Annotated in this window: 15 protein-coding genes and 1 pseudogene; 5 read left to right on the top strand and 11 right to left on the bottom strand. The window is 70.6% G+C overall.

The genetic code is table 11. The features are described 5' to 3' along the window. From ACQKIP_RS18420 to ACQKIP_RS18370, 11 genes are all read right to left on the bottom strand, one after another. Nucleotides 1-945 (bottom strand): pectate lyase family protein (locus ACQKIP_RS18420; RefSeq protein WP_427743464.1); only part of this gene is annotated, 945 nt, incomplete at its 3' end. Between the two features lie 8 nt (nucleotides 946-953). Then, nucleotides 954-1,784 carry a rhamnogalacturonan acetylesterase gene (locus ACQKIP_RS18415; protein ID WP_365859739.1) on the bottom strand — a complete coding sequence of 277 codons (831 nt, stop codon included), beginning with the start codon at nucleotides 1,782-1,784 and terminating at the stop codon, nucleotides 954-956. Continuing rightward, complete coding sequence (locus ACQKIP_RS18410; RefSeq protein WP_365859738.1) at nucleotides 1,781-3,145, bottom strand: ABC transporter substrate-binding protein; 1,365 nt, start codon at nucleotides 3,143-3,145, stop codon at nucleotides 1,781-1,783. Before ACQKIP_RS18410 ends, ACQKIP_RS18415 begins: the two co-directional genes overlap by 4 nt. After that, nucleotides 3,142-4,740: a glycoside hydrolase family 43 protein gene (locus tag ACQKIP_RS18405; protein ID WP_365859737.1), complete on the bottom strand. Its 1,599-nt coding sequence runs from the start codon at nucleotides 4,738-4,740 to the stop codon at nucleotides 3,142-3,144. Before ACQKIP_RS18405 ends, ACQKIP_RS18410 begins: the two co-directional genes overlap by 4 nt. Next, nucleotides 4,737-5,591, bottom strand: a complete 855-nt coding sequence (locus ACQKIP_RS18400; RefSeq protein WP_365859736.1) for a PmoA family protein — start codon at nucleotides 5,589-5,591, stop codon at nucleotides 4,737-4,739. Before ACQKIP_RS18400 ends, ACQKIP_RS18405 begins: the two co-directional genes overlap by 4 nt. Before the next feature lie 7 nt (nucleotides 5,592-5,598). After that, entirely contained in the window at nucleotides 5,599-6,864 is a 1,266-nt protein-coding gene (locus ACQKIP_RS18395; protein ID WP_365859735.1) for a Gfo/Idh/MocA family protein, read from the bottom strand. Then, entirely contained in the window at nucleotides 6,861-7,772 is a 912-nt protein-coding gene (locus ACQKIP_RS18390; protein WP_427743460.1) for a carbohydrate ABC transporter permease, read from the bottom strand. Before ACQKIP_RS18390 ends, ACQKIP_RS18395 begins: the two co-directional genes overlap by 4 nt. Further along, nucleotides 7,769-8,725 carry a carbohydrate ABC transporter permease gene (locus ACQKIP_RS18385; RefSeq protein ID WP_365859734.1) on the bottom strand — a complete coding sequence of 319 codons (957 nt, stop codon included), beginning with the start codon at nucleotides 8,723-8,725 and terminating at the stop codon, nucleotides 7,769-7,771. Before ACQKIP_RS18385 ends, ACQKIP_RS18390 begins: the two co-directional genes overlap by 4 nt. 131 nt (nucleotides 8,726-8,856) lie before the next feature. Continuing rightward, complete coding sequence (araD, locus tag ACQKIP_RS18380; RefSeq protein WP_365859733.1) at nucleotides 8,857-10,575, bottom strand: L-arabinonate dehydratase; 1,719 nt, start codon at nucleotides 10,573-10,575, stop codon at nucleotides 8,857-8,859. After that, nucleotides 10,572-11,498, bottom strand: coding sequence for a dihydrodipicolinate synthase family protein (locus ACQKIP_RS18375; RefSeq protein ID WP_365859732.1), 927 nt, complete (start codon nucleotides 11,496-11,498; stop codon nucleotides 10,572-10,574). Before ACQKIP_RS18375 ends, araD begins: the two co-directional genes overlap by 4 nt. Next, nucleotides 11,495-12,139, bottom strand: coding sequence for a GntR family transcriptional regulator (locus ACQKIP_RS18370; protein ID WP_365859731.1), 645 nt, complete (start codon nucleotides 12,137-12,139; stop codon nucleotides 11,495-11,497). The genes ACQKIP_RS18375 and ACQKIP_RS18370 overlap by 4 nt, the downstream gene beginning before the upstream one ends. Before the next feature lie 339 nt (nucleotides 12,140-12,478). Between ACQKIP_RS18370 and ACQKIP_RS18365 the strand changes: the two genes are divergently transcribed. The 5 genes and pseudogenes from ACQKIP_RS18365 to ACQKIP_RS18345 all read left to right on the top strand — a co-directional run. Then, nucleotides 12,479-13,780: an ABC transporter substrate-binding protein gene (locus ACQKIP_RS18365; protein WP_365859730.1), complete on the top strand. Its 1,302-nt coding sequence runs from the start codon at nucleotides 12,479-12,481 to the stop codon at nucleotides 13,778-13,780. Next, entirely contained in the window at nucleotides 13,780-14,781 is a 1,002-nt protein-coding gene (locus ACQKIP_RS18360) for a carbohydrate ABC transporter permease (protein WP_365859866.1), read from the top strand. The genes ACQKIP_RS18365 and ACQKIP_RS18360 overlap by 1 nt, the downstream gene beginning before the upstream one ends. Then, nucleotides 14,778-15,659, top strand: coding sequence for a carbohydrate ABC transporter permease (locus ACQKIP_RS18355; RefSeq protein WP_365859729.1), 882 nt, complete (start codon nucleotides 14,778-14,780; stop codon nucleotides 15,657-15,659). The genes ACQKIP_RS18360 and ACQKIP_RS18355 overlap by 4 nt, the downstream gene beginning before the upstream one ends. Nucleotides 15,660-15,665: 6 nt before the next feature. Beyond that, nucleotides 15,666-16,265, top strand: coding sequence for a hypothetical protein (locus tag ACQKIP_RS18350; protein WP_365859728.1), 600 nt, complete (start codon nucleotides 15,666-15,668; stop codon nucleotides 16,263-16,265). Between the two features lie 73 nt (nucleotides 16,266-16,338). Further along, nucleotides 16,339-17,047: pseudogene (locus ACQKIP_RS18345) on the top strand (Tat pathway signal sequence domain protein); the annotation flags it as partial.

Raw genomic sequence — 17,047 nt, 5'->3', positions numbered from 1 at the left:
GACCTGCCCGAAGCGGACACGCGGCGCGCGCTCGACGATGTCCCGGAAGACGTTGTGGTGCAGGGTCACCCGCAGCTTGCCGCGGTCCGTGTCGCCCGCGCTGTCACTGTTGCCGATCATCAGCGTCTTGTCGTGGTCGGCGAAGACGTTCCAGGAGGCGGTGACCAGGTCGGCGCCGCGCACGACGTCCAGCTCGCCGTCGTGCTGCTGGTAGACCTCGCCGTAGTAGGACGGCAGCGAACTGTCGGGGTGCTCGCCGTCGGTGAACGTGTTGTGGTCGACCCACACATGCCTCGAGCCGTACACGACCATGCTGTCGTACTCGGAGTTCCAGGCACCCGTGTCGCCGTCCGTGGGATCCCACTGCGGGAAGCAGTCGAGCGGGCTCTCCAGGGTGAGGTTGCGGACGACGACGTTGTCCACGCCCTGGATCTGCAGGCTGCCGCCGACGATCCCCGCGTCCTTGCCGACGCCCACGATGGTCGTGTCGGCGGGCACGTACGCCTTGATCGCAGCGGCCTGCCGGGTCGCCGACGCCGCCCGCAGATCCTCCTGTGCGCCGCTGACCGGGGTGTCGTATCCCCACACCGCGGGGTCGTAGTCGGCCAGGTACCGCTCGAAGTCGTAGCCCTCGGCCTCGAAGGCGGCGCAGCCCTGGGCCGTGGCGTTGAGGGTGCCCTTGACCTTGATGATCCGGGGAGCGCCCGCGTCGTCCGCCAGCGCGGCCCGCAGCTCCTGCCAGGTGGTGACCGTGTAGGTGTGCGCGGCATCCGCTCCCGCGCCGCCGGTGGTCCCGCCCTCGGCGGACGCCCAGCCGTCGCCGCGCGGCAGCACGTCGTGGGTACCCGCGGCCGAGGCCGGTGCGCTCGTGACGGCCACGACCAGGGCGGTGCATCCCGCGAGCAGGGTGAGAGATCTGCGTACGGCGGTTGTGCGTACAGGCATGTTCGTCCTCACGATTGTGTCGGCTCTGTCGGCCAGGTGATCCAGGAGTCGGGTATCGCGTCGTCGAGCCGCCGCACGTCCCGCGGTGCGAGCACCCCGCGGTGCAGCAGCTCGCCCGCCACCAGACGGGCCACGGCGATCGCGCCCGGCGGATTGAAGTGCGTGTTGTCCTGCTCGGCGGCGGTCCAGTTGAAGTACGCCTTGGTCTCCTCGGCGCCGAGCTTCTGCCACAGGGCGAGGGACAGGGCCTGCACGTCGAGCAGCGGCACGTCCTCGGCGCCGGCGAGCGCCCGCATGGCCGCCGGGTAGTCGCCGTGGGTGGGCAGCGCGGTGCCGCCCGCGTCGAACTTCCTGCGCTCGACGGCCGTGGCGAGCACCGGCCGGGCGCCACGGGAGCGTGCGCCGTCGACGTACCGCATCAAGTACTCCTGGTAGGTGGACCAGGGTTCGGTGTAGCGCGCCGGGTCGGCGCTCTTCTCGTCGTTGTGCGCGAACTGCACGAGGAGGAGGTCGCCGGGCCGGATCGCCTCCAGGATCACGGCGAGGCGGCCCTCGTCGGCGAAGCTCTTCGAACTCCGGCCGTTCACCGCGTGGTTGGCGACCTTCAGGCGGCGGCCGTGGAGGAAGAAGGGCAGCGGCATGCCCCAGCCGGTCTCGGGCGCCGCGTCGGCGTACTTCTGCGCGGCGGTGGAGTCCCCCGCGATGTAGAGGGTGCTCGCGCGCGTCGCACCGCTCGGCCGGGCGAATGCCGCCGGGGCCGCGGCCACCGCGAGCGGAAGGCTCGCGAGGGCCGCGACCGCACGGCGTCGTCCGACGCCGTGCGCGGGGCGCGATGTCACTTGCTCTGGTCTTTCCACTCGGCCTGGGCCTTGTTGAGCTGCTCGGCGAGCGTGTCGAGGAAGTCCTTCGCGGACATCTTGCCCAGCAGGACCTTCTGGTAGTTCGGCTCGTTGTCGGCCTTGCTGATGGTGTTCCAGTCGGGCAGGTAGTACGGCAGCTGCACGACCTTCAGGGAGCCGTCGTTGAGCGCGGCGGCGGCCAGCTTGGTGGGCTCGGCCTCGTTCACCCAGGCGTCCTTGGAGGCCGCGGTGTTGGCGGGGATGGCGCCCGCCGACTTGTTCCACTTGCTGTTGGACTCGTGCGAGGCCGCGAACTCGATGAACTTCCAGGCGGCGGCCTTCTTCTTGCTCGACTTGAACAGGCCGAGCCCGTCGACCGGGTTGGAGACCTGGACCCGTACGCCCGCGTCGGTCGTCGGGTTGGGCAGGCCGCGGAACTTGCCCTCGCCCAGCGCCTTCACGTGGTCGGTGTAGGAGCCGAGGTTGTGGCTGAGCATGCCGATCTGGCCCGTGTCCCACTGGGCGTTCATCTTCTTGAAGTCGTTGTTGACGTCGGCCGCGGGGGTGTTGTTCTTGTACAGCGCCACGTACTTCTTCAGTGCCGCGACGTTCTTCGGGTCGTTGACGGTGGTCTTGTCGCCGTCCCAGAACGAACCGATGCCGGACTGGCCGTACGCCGCGTCCAGCGCCTGGGCGATGGAGCCCTCGCCGCCGCGGATGGTGTACCCGAACTTGTTGTCGCCCTTGGCGGTGAGCTTCTTGGCCGCCTCGTAGAACTTGCTCCAGCTGGTGGGCGCGTCAAGGCCCGCTTCCTTGAACAGGTCGGTGCGGTAGTAGAGAACGCCGTTGCTCGCCGACGTCGGCACGGTGAACAGGCGGTTGCCGCCGCCCGCCGCCCGGACGCTGTCGATCATGCCGGGGTTCAGCTCGCCCTCCAGGGAGCTCCCGCTCAGCCGGTCGTCCAGCGGCTCCAGGGCGTCCTGCGCGGAGATACCGGCGAGCATCGCGGCGCCGACACCGCCGACGTCGGGCAGGCCGCCGCCCTGGATGGCGGTGTCGTACTTGGACTGGACGCTCTCGGCGGGGATCGGCACGTACTTGACGTGGATGTCCGGGTTCTTCGCCTCGAAGTCCTTGATGATCTCCTTCCAGACGTCGGTGCGGACACCGCCGTTGTTGTCCCAGAAGGTGATCTCGCCCTTCCCGGAACCCTCCTTGCCCTTGTCCCCGCCCGCCCCGCTGCCGTCGTCGCCGCAGGCGGTGGCGGTCAGCGCGAACGCGGCGGTGAAGGCGACGGCGGCCACCGCGCGACGGCTTCTGCTTCTGTTTCCGCTTCTGTTTCCACGGATGGTGATGTTCATGGTCGGCTCTCTTCTTCGGATAGGAGGGTGTGCGTGGGTACGGGTACGAGCGGGGTGATGCGAAAGCGGGTGAACAGGGCTGTCCCGGCCCCGTCGCGGCCCGCGGGCGCCGTGGCGAACAGGCCGAGCAGGGCGCCCACCCACCGCCACGGCGAGGCGGCGAAGACCTGGCCCGAGGGCCGGAACCCGTCGCCGGTGTCGGCCGAGAATCTGCAGCGGGCGCCGTCCGTGACGTCGATCCGCAGGCGCGCGGTGCCGTCGGGGGCGGGCCGCGGATACTCGGCGTCGCGCTCTTGCTCGGCGACGGACTCGGCGAACCGGTGGACCAGGCGGACCGCCCCGTCACCGTCGCGTTCCAGGCCGATCCAGTTGAAGGCGTCGCCGAGCACGGCCAGCCCGGCCCTGGCATCGGCCGAGGTCGCGTCGAGCCGCAGGCCGACCTCGACGGTGCCCGGCGCGAGCGGCAGGCGCTGGGTGAGGACGTGCGGCAGGCGGCGCAGGTCGTGGGCGTCGGCGGACCGTACGCAGGCCAGGCGCAGACCGTCAGCGCCGTGCGAGGTCGCCCAGCCGGCCCGGGGGTTGGCGGACCACTGCCACTGGCGGCCGTGGCGCCCGCCGGGAAAGTCGTCGTCGGCGGCGGGCGCGGACGCGGGCTGCGGGGGCAGGTCCGGCTTCCGGTGTACGGCGACGGGGGCGCCGTCGTCCCCGATCACCGGCCAGCCGTCCGTGTCCCAGCGCAGCGGCTGGAGGTGGACGACCCGGCCGTAGGCGCCGCGCTGCTGGAAGTGCAGGAACCAGTCCTCGCCGGCCGGGGTGCGCACCCAGCCGCCCTGGTGCGGGCCGTTGGTGCCGGTGCCGCCCTCCTCCAGGACGATCCGCTGCTCGTAGGGGCCGTGGAAGGTCCGCGAACGGAAGGCGCCCTGCCAGCCGGTCTCCACCCCGCCGGCGGGAGCGAAGATCCAGAACCAGCCGTCGTGGCGGTAGAGCTTGGGGCCTTCGAGGGTGAACCAGCCGGGGATCAGGTCGGCGTCGATCAACACCTGCCCGTCGTCGAGGAGTTCGCGGCCGTCGGGGCTCATACGATGACCGGTCAGCCGGTTCTTGACGCCGGAGCGCGACTTGGCCCAGGCGTGCACGAGATAGGCCTCGCCGCTCTCCTCGTCCCACAGCGGGCAGGCGTCGATCAGGCCTTTGCCTGCCTTGACGAGGTGCGGGGCGCTCCAAGGCCCGCGGATGTCGGGAGAGTTGACTTGGAACACACCGTGGTCGGGGTCGCCCCAGAAGATCCAGAACCGGTCGTCGTGGTGCCGGATCGAAGGTGCCCACACCCCGCAGTCGTGCCGCGGCGCGGCGAACGACTCGGCGGGCTCCAGGCGGTCGATGGCGTGCCCGATCAGGGTCCAGTTCACCAGGTCGCGGGAGTGCAGGAGCGGCAGCCCCGGCGCGCGCCCGAAGCTGGATGCGGTGAGGTAGAAGTCGTCGCCGACCCGCACGACGTCGGGGTCGGACCAGTCGGCGGCGAGCACGGGGTTGCGGTAGGTGCCGTCACCGAGGTCCCCCGGCGTGCTGTGGCCGTCCGTGCGGGGCGCGCTCACGCGGTCACCGCCTTGCGGACGAGCGCCGCGCACTCGGCACGGCCCGGGCGGCCGTCGCAGACGACGGTGACGACACGGCGTACGACGGTCTCGCCCGGGCCGATCGGCAGGCGCCGCGAGTGCGCGAGCGAGGAGCCGACGCCCGGATACTCCGCGGTGCGCACGAACCACGGGTCGCTCCGCGTGCCGGGCGTCGCCCCGGCGAAGACGAGGGTCCAGCCCTGGCCCGTGAGCGCCAGCCAGTCGGCGGTGGAGCCGTGGACGGCGGCCTCGCCGTCGGCGTCCGCGGTGAACACGTCCGGCGCCCGGCTCTCCTTGGGGGCGCGCCAGAAGAAGCCTCCGTAGGCGGCGCCGGGGCGGCCGTTGGTGGCGGGGCTGCCGATCGAGATCTCCGTGCCGGCGGGATTGGTGAGGGAGAAGGTGAAGTCGAGGGCCCAGGCGGACGTGCTCAGGGGTGTGACGGCGACGGTGCGCCGCTCGTGCAGCAGCTCGCGCTCCCCGTCGAGCCAGCCGATCTCCTCGACGAAGCCGTCCGGGTCGCACAGCTTGAACTCCAGGTGGCGCTGCTCGCCGTGGTTGTCGAGCTCGGTCGGCCCCTGGTCGCGGACGTAGGTGCGTCCGCCCCAGAAGTTGCGGCCCGCGGCGTCGGGCACGGCGACGCCCACGCCGAGGTGGTGCGGGTGGTCGGCGGGGCCGGACTCGGTGACGGGCAGGCCGCCGAAGGTGCGGACGGGGTGGAGGTAGGGGCGGGGCGCGAGCCGCGGGGCGGCCGGGGGGTGGATGACGTACCGGCCGACGGGGCGGCCCGAGCAGCGCAGCATGAGCGCTGTGTCGGTCGCGGTTCTGTTCATGGCGTTCTCACCTCGGTGGGGTCTCGGCGGTGGGGGAGCGGGAGGCGGAGGGGGCGGCGGGGACCCGGGCGCCGGGGGAGCCGGGCGCGGACCCGGACGGCTCGCCGGGCAGCGCCCAGAACGTGCCGAGCTCCGCGTAACCGCACAGCGTGTCGGCGCTCGCCGAGACGAGCCCGTCGATGCCGTGCACGACCCGGCGCCGTACGCCTTCGTGCTCGCCGGGCACCGAACGCCAGGCCTCGGCCGGCAGGGGATGCGGGTCGGGCGCGGTGCGTACCGCTTCGACGACCTTCATGAAGGCGCCCGTCGACGCGGGCGGGACCAGCAGTCCGGCGCGGCCCGCGAGATGGTCGACGAGGTTTTCCAGGAGGTCCGTCCGCCCGTGCAGGACCTCCTCGGGCCCGTGCCCGGCGCGCTGGACGAGCACCCGGTCCTGCTTGTACCAGAAGGTGATGCGGCCCCGGCTGCCGTGCGCGATGACGTACGGCTCGTCGGGACGCTCGGCGCACAGGGTCGCGGCGACACTGATGCGGCCGCCGCGCGCGGTGGTGATGCCCGTGAAGGAGGTGTCGTCGGACTCGATGGCGTTGGCGCGGAACAGCTCCGTGTCGACCCGCGTGACGTCATCGGCCCGGGTGGATCCGGCGACGGCCAGGGCGGTGGCGACGGCGTGGGCGAGGGGGTTGGTCAGGACCCCGTCCACGACGTCCGTGCCGTTCATCCGGCGCCGCCCCGCCCAGGGCGCGCGCCGGTAGTACGCCTCGTCACGTGCCCAGGCCCCCGCCGCGCCCACCCCCGTCGGCTCACCGATCGCTCCTTCGGCGATCAGGGCGCGGATGGCGGGCACGGCGTGCGAGCCCAGGGACTGGAAGCCGACCTGGCAGGCCACGCCCGCGGCGTCCACCGCGTCGGTGATCCGCCGGAAGTCGGCGTACGAGGGGGCGGGCGGTTTCTCCAGGAGCAGGTGCACGCCCCGCGCGGCGGCGGCGACCGCCAGGTCCGCGTGGGTGGGGATGGGCGTGCAGATGACGGCGACGGCGGCTTCGGTGGCGTCGAGCAGCGCGGCGAAGTCCGGGGACTGCGCGGGCTCACCGAGGCCTTCGAGCTCGGCGCCGGTCAGCGGGTCGAGCTCGCAGATCCCCACGAGCCTTACGAGACCGGCCTGTTGGAGGCGCCGGATGTTCTCCAGGTGCCATCTGCCGTGCCCGCGCGCCCCGGCGAGGACGAGCGGCAGCGGGGTGCGGGGCGTGCTCGGTGCCGGGGCGGTGCTCATCCCTTCACCGCCCCGGCGCTGAACCCGGTGACCAGCCACTTCTGGATGAAGGCGAAGACGATCACGACGGGCAGGGCGGCGATGACGCCTCCCGCGGCGAGCGCCCCGAGGTCGACGCTGTCGGCGCCCATCAGGGTGGCGAGGCCGACCGGGATCGTCTGCTTGTCCTGGTTGGAGAGGAACATCAGGGCGAACAGGAAGTGGTTCCAGCTGTGCACGAAGGCGAAGGAGCCGACCGCGATCAGGCCCGGCCGCAGCAGCGGCAGGACCACGGCGCAGAAGGCGCGGAAGCGCCCGCAGCCGTCGACCCAGGCGGCCTCCTCCAGGGAGTACGGCACGTTCTTGATGAACCCGCTGATCAGGATCATGGACAGCGGGAGCTGGAAGACGGCCTCGGCGATGATGACGCTGCCGAGGGAGTTGATCATCTGGAGGTTGGCGAAGATCTGGAAGAGCGGCACCAGCATCAGCGCGCCGGGAATGAACTGCGAGCAGAGCAGCGCCAGCATGAAGCCGCGCTTGATCTTGAAGTCGAAGCGGGCCAGGGCGTAACCGCCCGCGAGGGCGACGAGCGTGGTCATCAGCATCGACAGGAGGCCGACGATGACGCTGTTCTGGAAGAAGAGCGCGAAGCTGCGCTCGGTCCACACCTTGTCGAAGTGCTCGAACGTGATCGGCCAGGGCAGCAGCGAGGTCGAGCCCGCCGGGCGGATCGCGAACAGCAGCATCCAGTAGAAGGGGATGAGGGTGAACAGGAGGTACAGGCCGAGCGGGACGTAGATCTGCCAGCGGGGGGCCTCGTCCCAGGGGCGCCGGCGGCGTGTGCGCGGGCTGCCCGTGCGGGGCCCGGCGGGTGCGGTGGGTTCCGCCGCGGCGGCTGCCCTGTCCAGGTGCTGTGTGGTGCTCACTTGTCCTGCCCTCCGAACTTGCTCAGCCGCAGATAGACCATCGAGCAGAAGAGGAGGATCACGAACGCGATCGAGGTCAGCGCGGAGGCGTACCCGAAGTCGTGCGAGTCGACGGCGATGGACGCGATGCGCAGCGGCAGGGTGGTCGTCTCACCCGCGGGTCCGCCGCCGGTGAGGGTGTAGAGCAGGTCGACGTTGTTGAACTCCCAGACCGCGCGCAGCAGCGTGGAGAGGATGATCGCGTCCTTCAGGTGCGGCAGCGTGATGTGGAAGAACTGCCGGAAGCGGCTCGCGCCGTCGACCTCCGCGGCCTCGTACAGGTCCTTGGAGACGGACTGGAGGTCGGCGAGGATGAGGATCGCGAAGAAGGGGACGCCGCGCCAGAGTTCGGCGACGACGACGGCCGGGAAGACGGTGCCGGTGTCCGAGAGCCAGGACGTTCCGTACGAGCCGATCCCCATGTCCGCGAGGTAACGGGTGATGCCCGTCTGCGAGTTGAAGATCAGCAGCCAGATCGTCGAGGTGAGCACGCCGGAGACGGCCCACGGCGAGAAGACCAGGGCGCGGGCCATCGCGCGGCCGATGAAGGTCTGGTTGACGATCAGCGCGAGCCCCAGGCCCAGGAGCAGTTGCAGGACGACCTCGACGGCCACCCACTGGAGGCTGAAGCCGAGCGTCTGCCAGAACTGCGGGTCCTCGGTGAACGCGGTGACGAAGTTCTCGAACCCCGCCCAGCCGTTTCGCCAGGGCTTGGTGGGGTTGTAGTGGCGCAGGCTGTAGTAGAAGACGCTGATGACGGGGTAGGCGATGAAGCCCACCATCAGGAGTCCGGCCGGCGCGATCAGCAGATACGGGAGGCGGCGCGGGTTCGCTCCCGTTCGGCGCCGGTGCGCACCCGGCGTGCGGCGCCGGGGCGGTGGCTGCGGTGGCGATTTCGCCACAGCTGAGGCCATGTCTGCTTCTCCGTTCTCATGGGCGGCACACAGTCAGCGAGATGAAGCGCTTCGCAGACGTTGTTCGAAATCTCGTACAAGAAGAGCGCGTGCAGAAAACTCGTGCAGAGGGGCAGCGGCGGGTGCTCGGCTCAGCCCGCGTACGGGTCGGGGACCTTGCCCTCGCGGGCCAGGAACGCGAAGTCGCAGCCGGTGTCGGCCTGCGTGATCTGCTCGCTGTAGAGCGCGCCGTAGCCGCGTCCGTAGCGGGCGGGCGGCGGCGTCCACGCCTCGCGGCGTCGTTCCAACTCCTCGTCGGTGACGTCGAGATGGAGCGAGCGCGCCTCGACGTCCAGGGTGATCAGGTCTCCGGTGCGGACCAGGGCGAGCGGTCCGCCGACGTACGACTCGGGCGCGACGTGCAGCACACATGTGCCGTACGACGTGCCGCTCATCCGCGCGTCGGAGATCCGCACCATGTCGCGCACCCCCTGCTTGAGCAGGTGGTCGGGGATCGGGAGCATGCCGTACTCGGGCATGCCGGGCCCGCCCAGGGGGCCCGAGTTGCGCAGCACGAGGACGTGGTCTGCGGTGATGCCGAGCGCCGGGTCGTTGATGGTGCGCTGCATCTGCCGGTAGTCGTCGAAGACGACCGCGGGGCCGGTGTGGCGCAGCAGGTGCGGCTCGGCGGCGATGTGCTTGATGACGGCGCCGTCGGGGCAGATGTTGCCGCGCAGGACCGCCACGCCGCCCTCGTCGGCCAGGGGCTTCTCGCGGGGGCGGATGACCTCGGAGTTGTGTACGACCGCGTTCGCGAGCTGCTCGCGCAGGGTGTCGTGCGCGACGGTGGGCCGGTCCAGGTGCAGCACGTCGGACAGCTGGGCCAGGAACGCCGGGAGTCCGCCCGCGAAGTGGAAGTCCTCCATGAGGTACTGCCCGCCGGGCCGCAGATTGGCAAGGACCGGCACCGTGCGCGCGATCCGGTCGAAGTCGTCGAGCGTGAGCCGCACGCCGCTGCGGCCCGCCATCGCGATCAGGTGGATCACGGCGTTGGTGGAGCCGCCGAGCGCCAGGACGGTGGCGACCGCGTCCTCGTAGGCGTCCGCGGTGAGCAGCTGCGACAGCTTCAGGTCCCGGTGGACGAGTTCGACGATCCGCAGCCCGGAGGCGGCCGCCATCCGGTCGTGCCCGGAGTCCACCGCGGGGATGGCGGAGGCGCCGGGCATCGTCACGCCGAGCGCCTCGGCCGCCGCGGTCAGCGTGGACGCCGTACCCATGGTCATGCAGTGGCCGGGGGAGCGGGCGAGGCCGCTCTCCAGCTCGGCCATCTCGCAGTCGCCGATGAGGCCTGCGCGCTTGTCGTCCCAGTACTTCCACATGTCGGTGCCGGAGCCGAGCACCTCGTTGCGCCAGTGTCCCGGCAGCATGGGTCCGGCCGGCACGAACACGGTGGGCAGGTCGGCGCTCGCGGCACCCATGAGCAGCGCGGGCGTCGTCTTGTCGCAGCCGCCGAGCAGCACGGCACCGTCCACCGGATACGACCTGAGCAACTCCTCGGTCTCCATGGACAGGAGGTTGCGGTAGAGCATCGGGGTCGGCTTCTGGAAGGTCTCCGAGAGCGTGGAGACGGGGAACTCCAGGGGGAAGCCGCCCGCCTGCCACACCCCGCGCTTGACCGCCTGGGCCCGGTCACGCAGATGGACGTGGCACGGGTTGATGTCCGACCAGGTGTTGAGGATCGCGATGACGGGCTTGCCCAGGTGCTCCTCGGGCAGATAGCCGAGCTGCCGGGTGCGCGCCCGGTGGCTGAAGGACCGCAGGCCGTCCGTGCCGTACCACTGGTGGCTGCGCAGCTCTTCGGGCGGCTTCATATCGCCCACGCCTTCACCAGCGCCGCGATCTCGTCGCGCCGCTCGACGGGCAGGACCCGGCTCGGCGGGCGCACCTCGCGGCGGCACAGACCGAGCGCGGCCAGGGCCTCCTTGACCACGGTGACGTTGTCCGCGGAGCTGTCGGCGGCGCGCAGCTCCTCGAAGCGGCGGATGCGCTCCCAGACCTCCATGGCCGCCGGATAGTCGCCCGCCCGCAGCGCTTCGAGCATGTTCAGGGACACCTCGGGCGCGACGTTGACCAGGCCCGAGGTGAACCCGGTCGCGCCCATGGCCCAGTACGCGGGGGCGTACAGCTCGGCGAGCCCCGCCACCCATACGAAGCGGTCGAGCCCCGCGTCCCTGGCGAACGCGGCGAACGCGGCGGCGTCCGGCGTCGCGTACTTCGCGCCGATCACATTGGGGCACAGCTCGCCGAGGTCGGCCAGGCGCCGGCCGTCGAGCCGGGGATTGCGGATGTAGGGCACGACGCCGAGTTCGGGCACGGCGGCGGCCACGGCACGGTGGTAGTCGACCCAGCCGTCCTGGGACACGTAGGGATGCACCGGCTGATGGACCATCACCATGTGCGCCCCGGCGTCCCGTGCGTGCCGGGCGGCGGCGATCGCGGTCGGCAGGTCATGGCCGACGCCGACAAGCACGGTGGCCCCGCTGCGGCCCGCCTCCTCCATGGTCAGCTCGGTGACCAGGCGCCGCTCGTCGGGGTCCAGGGCGTAGAACTCGCCGGTGTTCCCGTTCGGGGTCAGGGTGCGCACGCCGCCGTCGGTGAGGCGCCGCACCAGGGCGCGGTAGGTCTCCCGGTCCACGGAGCCGTCGTCGGCGAACGGGGTCACCGGGATCGCGACGACGTCGGCGAGCGCGGCACGCAGGGCGGCGAAGCGGGAGGTGTCGACAGGTGCGGTCATGAAAGATCCCCCTCCGGGAACGCCCGCTGCACGAACGAGGCGATGTGGTCGTGGAGTCCGCGGGCCGCCGCGTCGGCCTCGCCGGCGAGTGCCAGGCGCAGGATCTCCCGGTGCTCGGCCGCCTCCCGTTCCCAGGAGGGCAGCGCGGCCCAGGCGACGGCGGAGACCAGGGCCGCCTGGTCGCGCACGTCGTCGAGCATCCGGGAGAGCAGCGGATTGCCGCACGGGAGATAGAGCGCGCGGTGGAACTCGCGGTTGGCGAGCGAGCGTTCGGCGGCGTCCGCCGCGGTGTCCGCCCGCTCCAGGGCGTCGCGCGCCTCCTCAAGGAGCGCGCCGCTGCGGACGGTGCGCCGCAGTGCCTCCGGTTCGAGCAGCAGGCGGACGTCGTAGACCTCCTGCGCCATGGCCGCGTCCACCGTGCGCACGGTGGCGCCCTTGTACTGGCTCATGACGACGAGCCCGGTCCCGGCGAGTGTCTTCAGCGCTTCCCGTACGGGCGTCTTGGAGACCGCGAACTGGGCGGCGAGCTCGGTCTCCACGAGTGGCTGGCCGGGGGCCAACTGCCCGGTGAGGATGCGGTGCTTGACCGCCTCGAGCACGTACTGCGTGCGCGAGGGGATGGGGTGGGGCGCAAAGTTCATCGATGCTCTCAGTCGTCGTGCAGCCGTCGTGCAGCCGTCGTGTCTCCGTCGTGCAGTCATCATGCGTGCAGTCGTCGTGCGGCCAGGAGCGTGGCGGCCATCGCGTATCGCGTCTCATATATGACGTACGAAGTACGACGCGATGAAGTTAAGTGGCCGACCGCTCCGCGTCAACGTTTCGCGCAGGAAAACCCGTTCGGGATTTCGGCGTCGGGGGCAGTCGGCTCGAAGCGCTTCGACAGTTCCTGTCCGAACCGTTGACGTACTCACCCCGGCTCCCTACCTTGTCCCGGCAAGCGCTTGCCTAAAACGATTCAATCGCATGGCGGAGGACGAACTGTGCCCACAAATGGGGAAGTTGACAGGCGCGGCCTGTTGAAACTGGCCGGCGGCTCGTTGGCGGCCCTCGGCCTTACCGCGGCCGGCTGCGGCGGCGGCAGCGGATCGGGGGACGGCACCGTCACCATCCGGTACGCGTGGTGGGGCTCCGACGACCGGGCCAAGCGGATCAACCGCACCATCGAGCTCTTCGAGAAGAAGTACCCGAAGATCAAGGTGAAGACGGACTTCCAGCCCTACCTCGACTTCTGGAAGAAGTTCAACACCCAGGCCTCCGGCGGCAATCCGCCGGACGTCTTCCAGAACGCGATCGGCTTCCTGCGCAAGTACGACCAGCGGAACGTGCTGCTCGACCTGAACGCGCAGGCCAAGGCCGGAAACCTGCGCCTGGACGGCTTCCGCGCCGGCCTGGAGAAGTTCGGCGAGGTCGACGGCAAGCTGCTCGGCGTCCCGGTCGGCAGCAACTCCATGGCCCTGGTGATCGACAAGCCGGTCTACGAGAAGGCCGGTGTCCGCCCGGAGATGGGCTGGACCTGGGACGACTTCCACCAGGCGATGGAGAAGATCCGCAAGCAGGGCAGGGCGGGCGACAGCGGCCTGTACGGCGTCATGTACCTCTACGACCCCTACCTGCGCCAGCAGGGCAAGGCCTTCTTCACCAAGGACGGCCTGGGCTTCGACGAGGCCGACCTCAAGGACTGGTGGACCAAGGGATACGCCGGGGTGAAATCGGGCCTCTACGCCGACCCGAAGAAGGTCGCCCAGATCAAGCCCAAGTCGGCGGTGGCAGCCGAGATCGCCGCCTCCGAGTTCACCTGGGACAACTTCACCGTCCGCTACACCGCCGAGGGCAAGAGCAGCTACGGCCTCGCGCCGCTGCCCACCACCGACGGCAAGAAGACCGGCCAGTACCTCGGCTCGCTGATGCTCAGCGGCTCCAAGCGCACCCAGCACCCCAAGGAGGTCGCGCAGTTCATCGACTTCATGGTGCACGACCCGGAGGTCGCCAAGATCATGGGATACGACCGCGGGGTGCCCACCACGACCGCGCAGTACGAGGCGTACAAGCCCGCCGAGGAGAAGGACAAGGTGATCGCCGGGGTCAACAAGGAGATCGCCGCGTACGAGGAGCAGCTGGTCGACGCCGGTGTCCTGGAGACCATCACGCCGCATCCGGCGGGCGCCGACGTCTGCGAGGCGGCGTTCCTGCGCATCGCCGAGGAACTGGCCCTGGGGGAGCGGTCGGTGGACGAAGCGGTGAAGCAGTTCTTCACCGAGTGCAAGACCGCGCTCGGTTCCTGATGGGCGGTACGACGACGTCCCTGCCGACGCCCGTGGCCCCGGCCGCCACCGAGAAGCCGAAGCCGCCGCGCGGTGACCGCCTCCCCGCGGCCGCGCGGCGGCGACGGCGGGGCGAGAACATCGCCGGGTTCCTGTTCATGTCGCCCTGGCTCGCGGGCTTCCTGCTGCTGACCGCGGGTCCCATGGCCGCCTCGCTGTACTTCGCGTTCACCGACTACAACCTGTTCGACGCCCCCAAGTGGATCGGCCTCGACAACTTCACCGAGATGTTCGGCGACCCGCGCTGGCGCAAGTCGGTGGAGGTCACGCTCTGGTACGTCGTCGTCGGCACCCCGCTCAAGCTGGCCGCCGCGCTCGCGGTGGCGCTCCTTCTCAACCAGAAGCGGCGCGGGCAGGCCTTCTACCGGGCCGCGTTCTACGCACCCTCCCTGATCGGCGCCAGCGTCTCGATCGCCGTCGTCTGGAAGGCGATCTTCTCGGACGACGCCATCGTCGACCGGACCCAGCGGGCGATCTTCGGCATGGACGTGGGCGGCTGGACCGGCGACCCGCAGTGGATCATCTACAGCCTGGTGGCGCTCACCGTCTGGCAGTTCGGCGCGCCCATGGTCATCTTCCTGGCCGGCCTCAAGCAGGTGCCGCGCGAGCTGTACGAGGCCGCCGAGGTGGACGGCGCGGGCACCTGGCGGCGGTTCTGGAACATCACCCTGCCGATGATCTCCCCGGTGCTCTTCTTCAACGTCCTCCTGGAGACCATCCACTCCTTCCAGATCTTCGCTTCCGCGTACATCGTCGGCGGCGGCGCGGGCGGCAACGCCTGCGGTCCTGCGGACGGTTCGCTCGTCTACACCTGTTATCTCTACGTCCAGGGCTTCGAGAACAGCCGGATGGGCCTCGCGTCGGCCATGGCCTGGATGCTGCTGCTCGCGGTGGCCCTGGTGACGGCGGTCCTGTTCTGGTCCCAGAAGCGCTGGGTGCACTACGAGGAGGCATCCCGTTGAGCAGTGCGGCACGCGGTCCCTTCGCGCGAACGGCCGCCCGCCGTCGTCGCGGGGCCGGTTCACTGGCCTGGCACATCGGGTCCCTGGCGGTGCTCGCCGTGGTCCTCTACCCCGTGGTCTGGGCGATCGGCGGTTCGTTCAAGCCGAACGAGGAGATCGTCGGCAGCCTCGACCTGTTCCCGACCGACCCCATCGTCGCCAACTACGCCGGTCTCGCCGACGGCATCGCGGACATCTCCATCGCCACGTTCTTCTCCAACTCCCTCTTCCTGGCGCTCGGTTCGGTGGTGGGCGTGCTCTTCTCCTGCTCCCTGGCGGGCTACGCCTTCGCACGCATCAAATTCGCGGGACGCAATCTGCTCTTCGCGCTGATGATCGGCACCCTGCTGCTTCCGTACCACGTGCTCCTGATCCCGCAGTACGTGCTGTTCCAGAAGATGGGCCTGATCAACACCTACACGCCGCTGCTGCTCGGCAAGTACCTCGCGGTGGACGCCTTCTTCGTCTTCCTGATGGTGCAGTTCATGCGGAACCTCCCCAAGGAGCTGGACGAGGCGGCGCGCCTGGACGGCTGCGGGCATCTGCGGATCTACTGGTCGATCGTCCTTCCGCTGTGCAGGCCCGCCCTGATCACCAGCGCGATCTTCACCTTCATCAACTCCTGGAACGACTTCATGGGACCGCTGATCTATCTCAACGACCCCTCGAAGTACACCGTCTCCCTGGGCCTGAAGATGTTCGTCGACCAGGAGGGCCTGGCCAACTACGGCGGCATGATCGCCATGTCCCTCGTCGCGCTGCTGCCCGTCCTCGCGTTCTTCCTGGCCTTCCAGCGCTACCTGATCGACGGTATGGCCACATCGGGACTGAAGGGCTGAGGCCGCGTGAGCGTGAGTGTGCGCGGGAAGTCCCGTGACTCCGGCAGATCCGTCTTCACGGACCGCTTCGGTGCCTTCGCCGAATGCCTGCTGACCGGGGTGTGGATCGCGCTCGCCGCCCTGCCCCTGGTCACCCTGCCCGCCGCCTTCGCGGCGGGGTCCCGTCACCTGTCACGCCATCTGGCCCACGAGACCTCGGGGTGGCGCGAGTTCACCGCCGATCTGCGCGCGGCGGTGCGGCGCGGCTGGCTGGTGGGCCTCGCTGGATGGGCGGCGCTCGCCCTGCTCCTGGCCGACATCGCGTTCGTACGGGCGGGACTTCCCGGCGGTGCGTTCGTCGGCGCGGTCGGGGTCGTCGCCTTCTTCGTCCTCGTGGTCGCCGGGCTGCGGGCCGCCGCGCGCTGGAGCCCCGGATCTTCGTGGCGCGCGCTCCTGACCGGGGCGGTGCGGCGCACACTGCGCGACCCGGCCGGCTCGCTGGTGATCGTCTGCGGTTTCGCCGTGGTCGCGGCGTCCGCCTGGTTCGCCCTGCCGCTCGCGGCACCCGCGCTGGGGATGGTCGCGGCGGCCGCGCTCGCCGTCGAACGGCGCGGCGCGGGGGCCTGAGGGCCCGTCTGCCGGAGCCGGTCCCGCACACACCTCTCTGTCTGTCATGCCCATGTAAAGCGAAAGGATCACGATGTCTCCGATCCCCCGCAGGTCCCTGCTCAAGGCCGCAGCCGTCGCCGGTGGCGCCGCACAGTTCAGTTGGGCCCTCGGCCGCGCCGACGCCGAAGCTGCTCCCCGTGCGGCGGCGGACGACGGCCCCGTCACCGTCGGCTGGCTGGAGAAGGGCGGCCTCGGTGCTGCGCCCGGCTCCACCTTCGGCGTCCCGTGGCCCCGGGGCGCCCACCCCGCCGGGCAGAAGTTCGCCCTGGTTACCGCCGACGGCAAGGACGTTCCCGTACAGACCTGGGCCACCGCCCACTGGCCCGACGGCTCGGTGAAGTGGACGGCGCACGCGGTGGGGCCGGACGCCGCGGGCAGCGAGAAGTTCCGCCTGCGCGCCGGGGACCCCGCAGACCCGGGCAACGGCCGGAAGGTCACCGTCACCGAGACCCGCAGAGCCGTCACGATCGACACCGGCGTCATCAAGGCCGTCATCTCCAAGGACGGCGGGAAACTCGTCGAGTCCGTCACCCGCGACGGCGTGAAGATCGCCACCGACGGGCGCCTCGTGCTCCTGCGGCAGAGCGACCTCGACGACGGCGACCACGGCAACGCCAAGTGGGACCGTTTCGACGGCGAGATCAGCGGCGCGAAGGTCGAGCAGGGCGGCCCGGTGCGCGCCGTGGTCCGCATCGACGGCAAGCACCGCAAGGGCAGCCGCAGCTGGCTGCCCTTCAGCG

The organism is Streptomyces sp. NPDC059900 (assembly GCF_050270335.1).
GTDB lineage: Bacteria > Actinomycetota > Actinomycetes > Streptomycetales > Streptomycetaceae > Streptomyces.
This window is presented reverse-complemented; position numbering and strand designations above follow the sequence as displayed.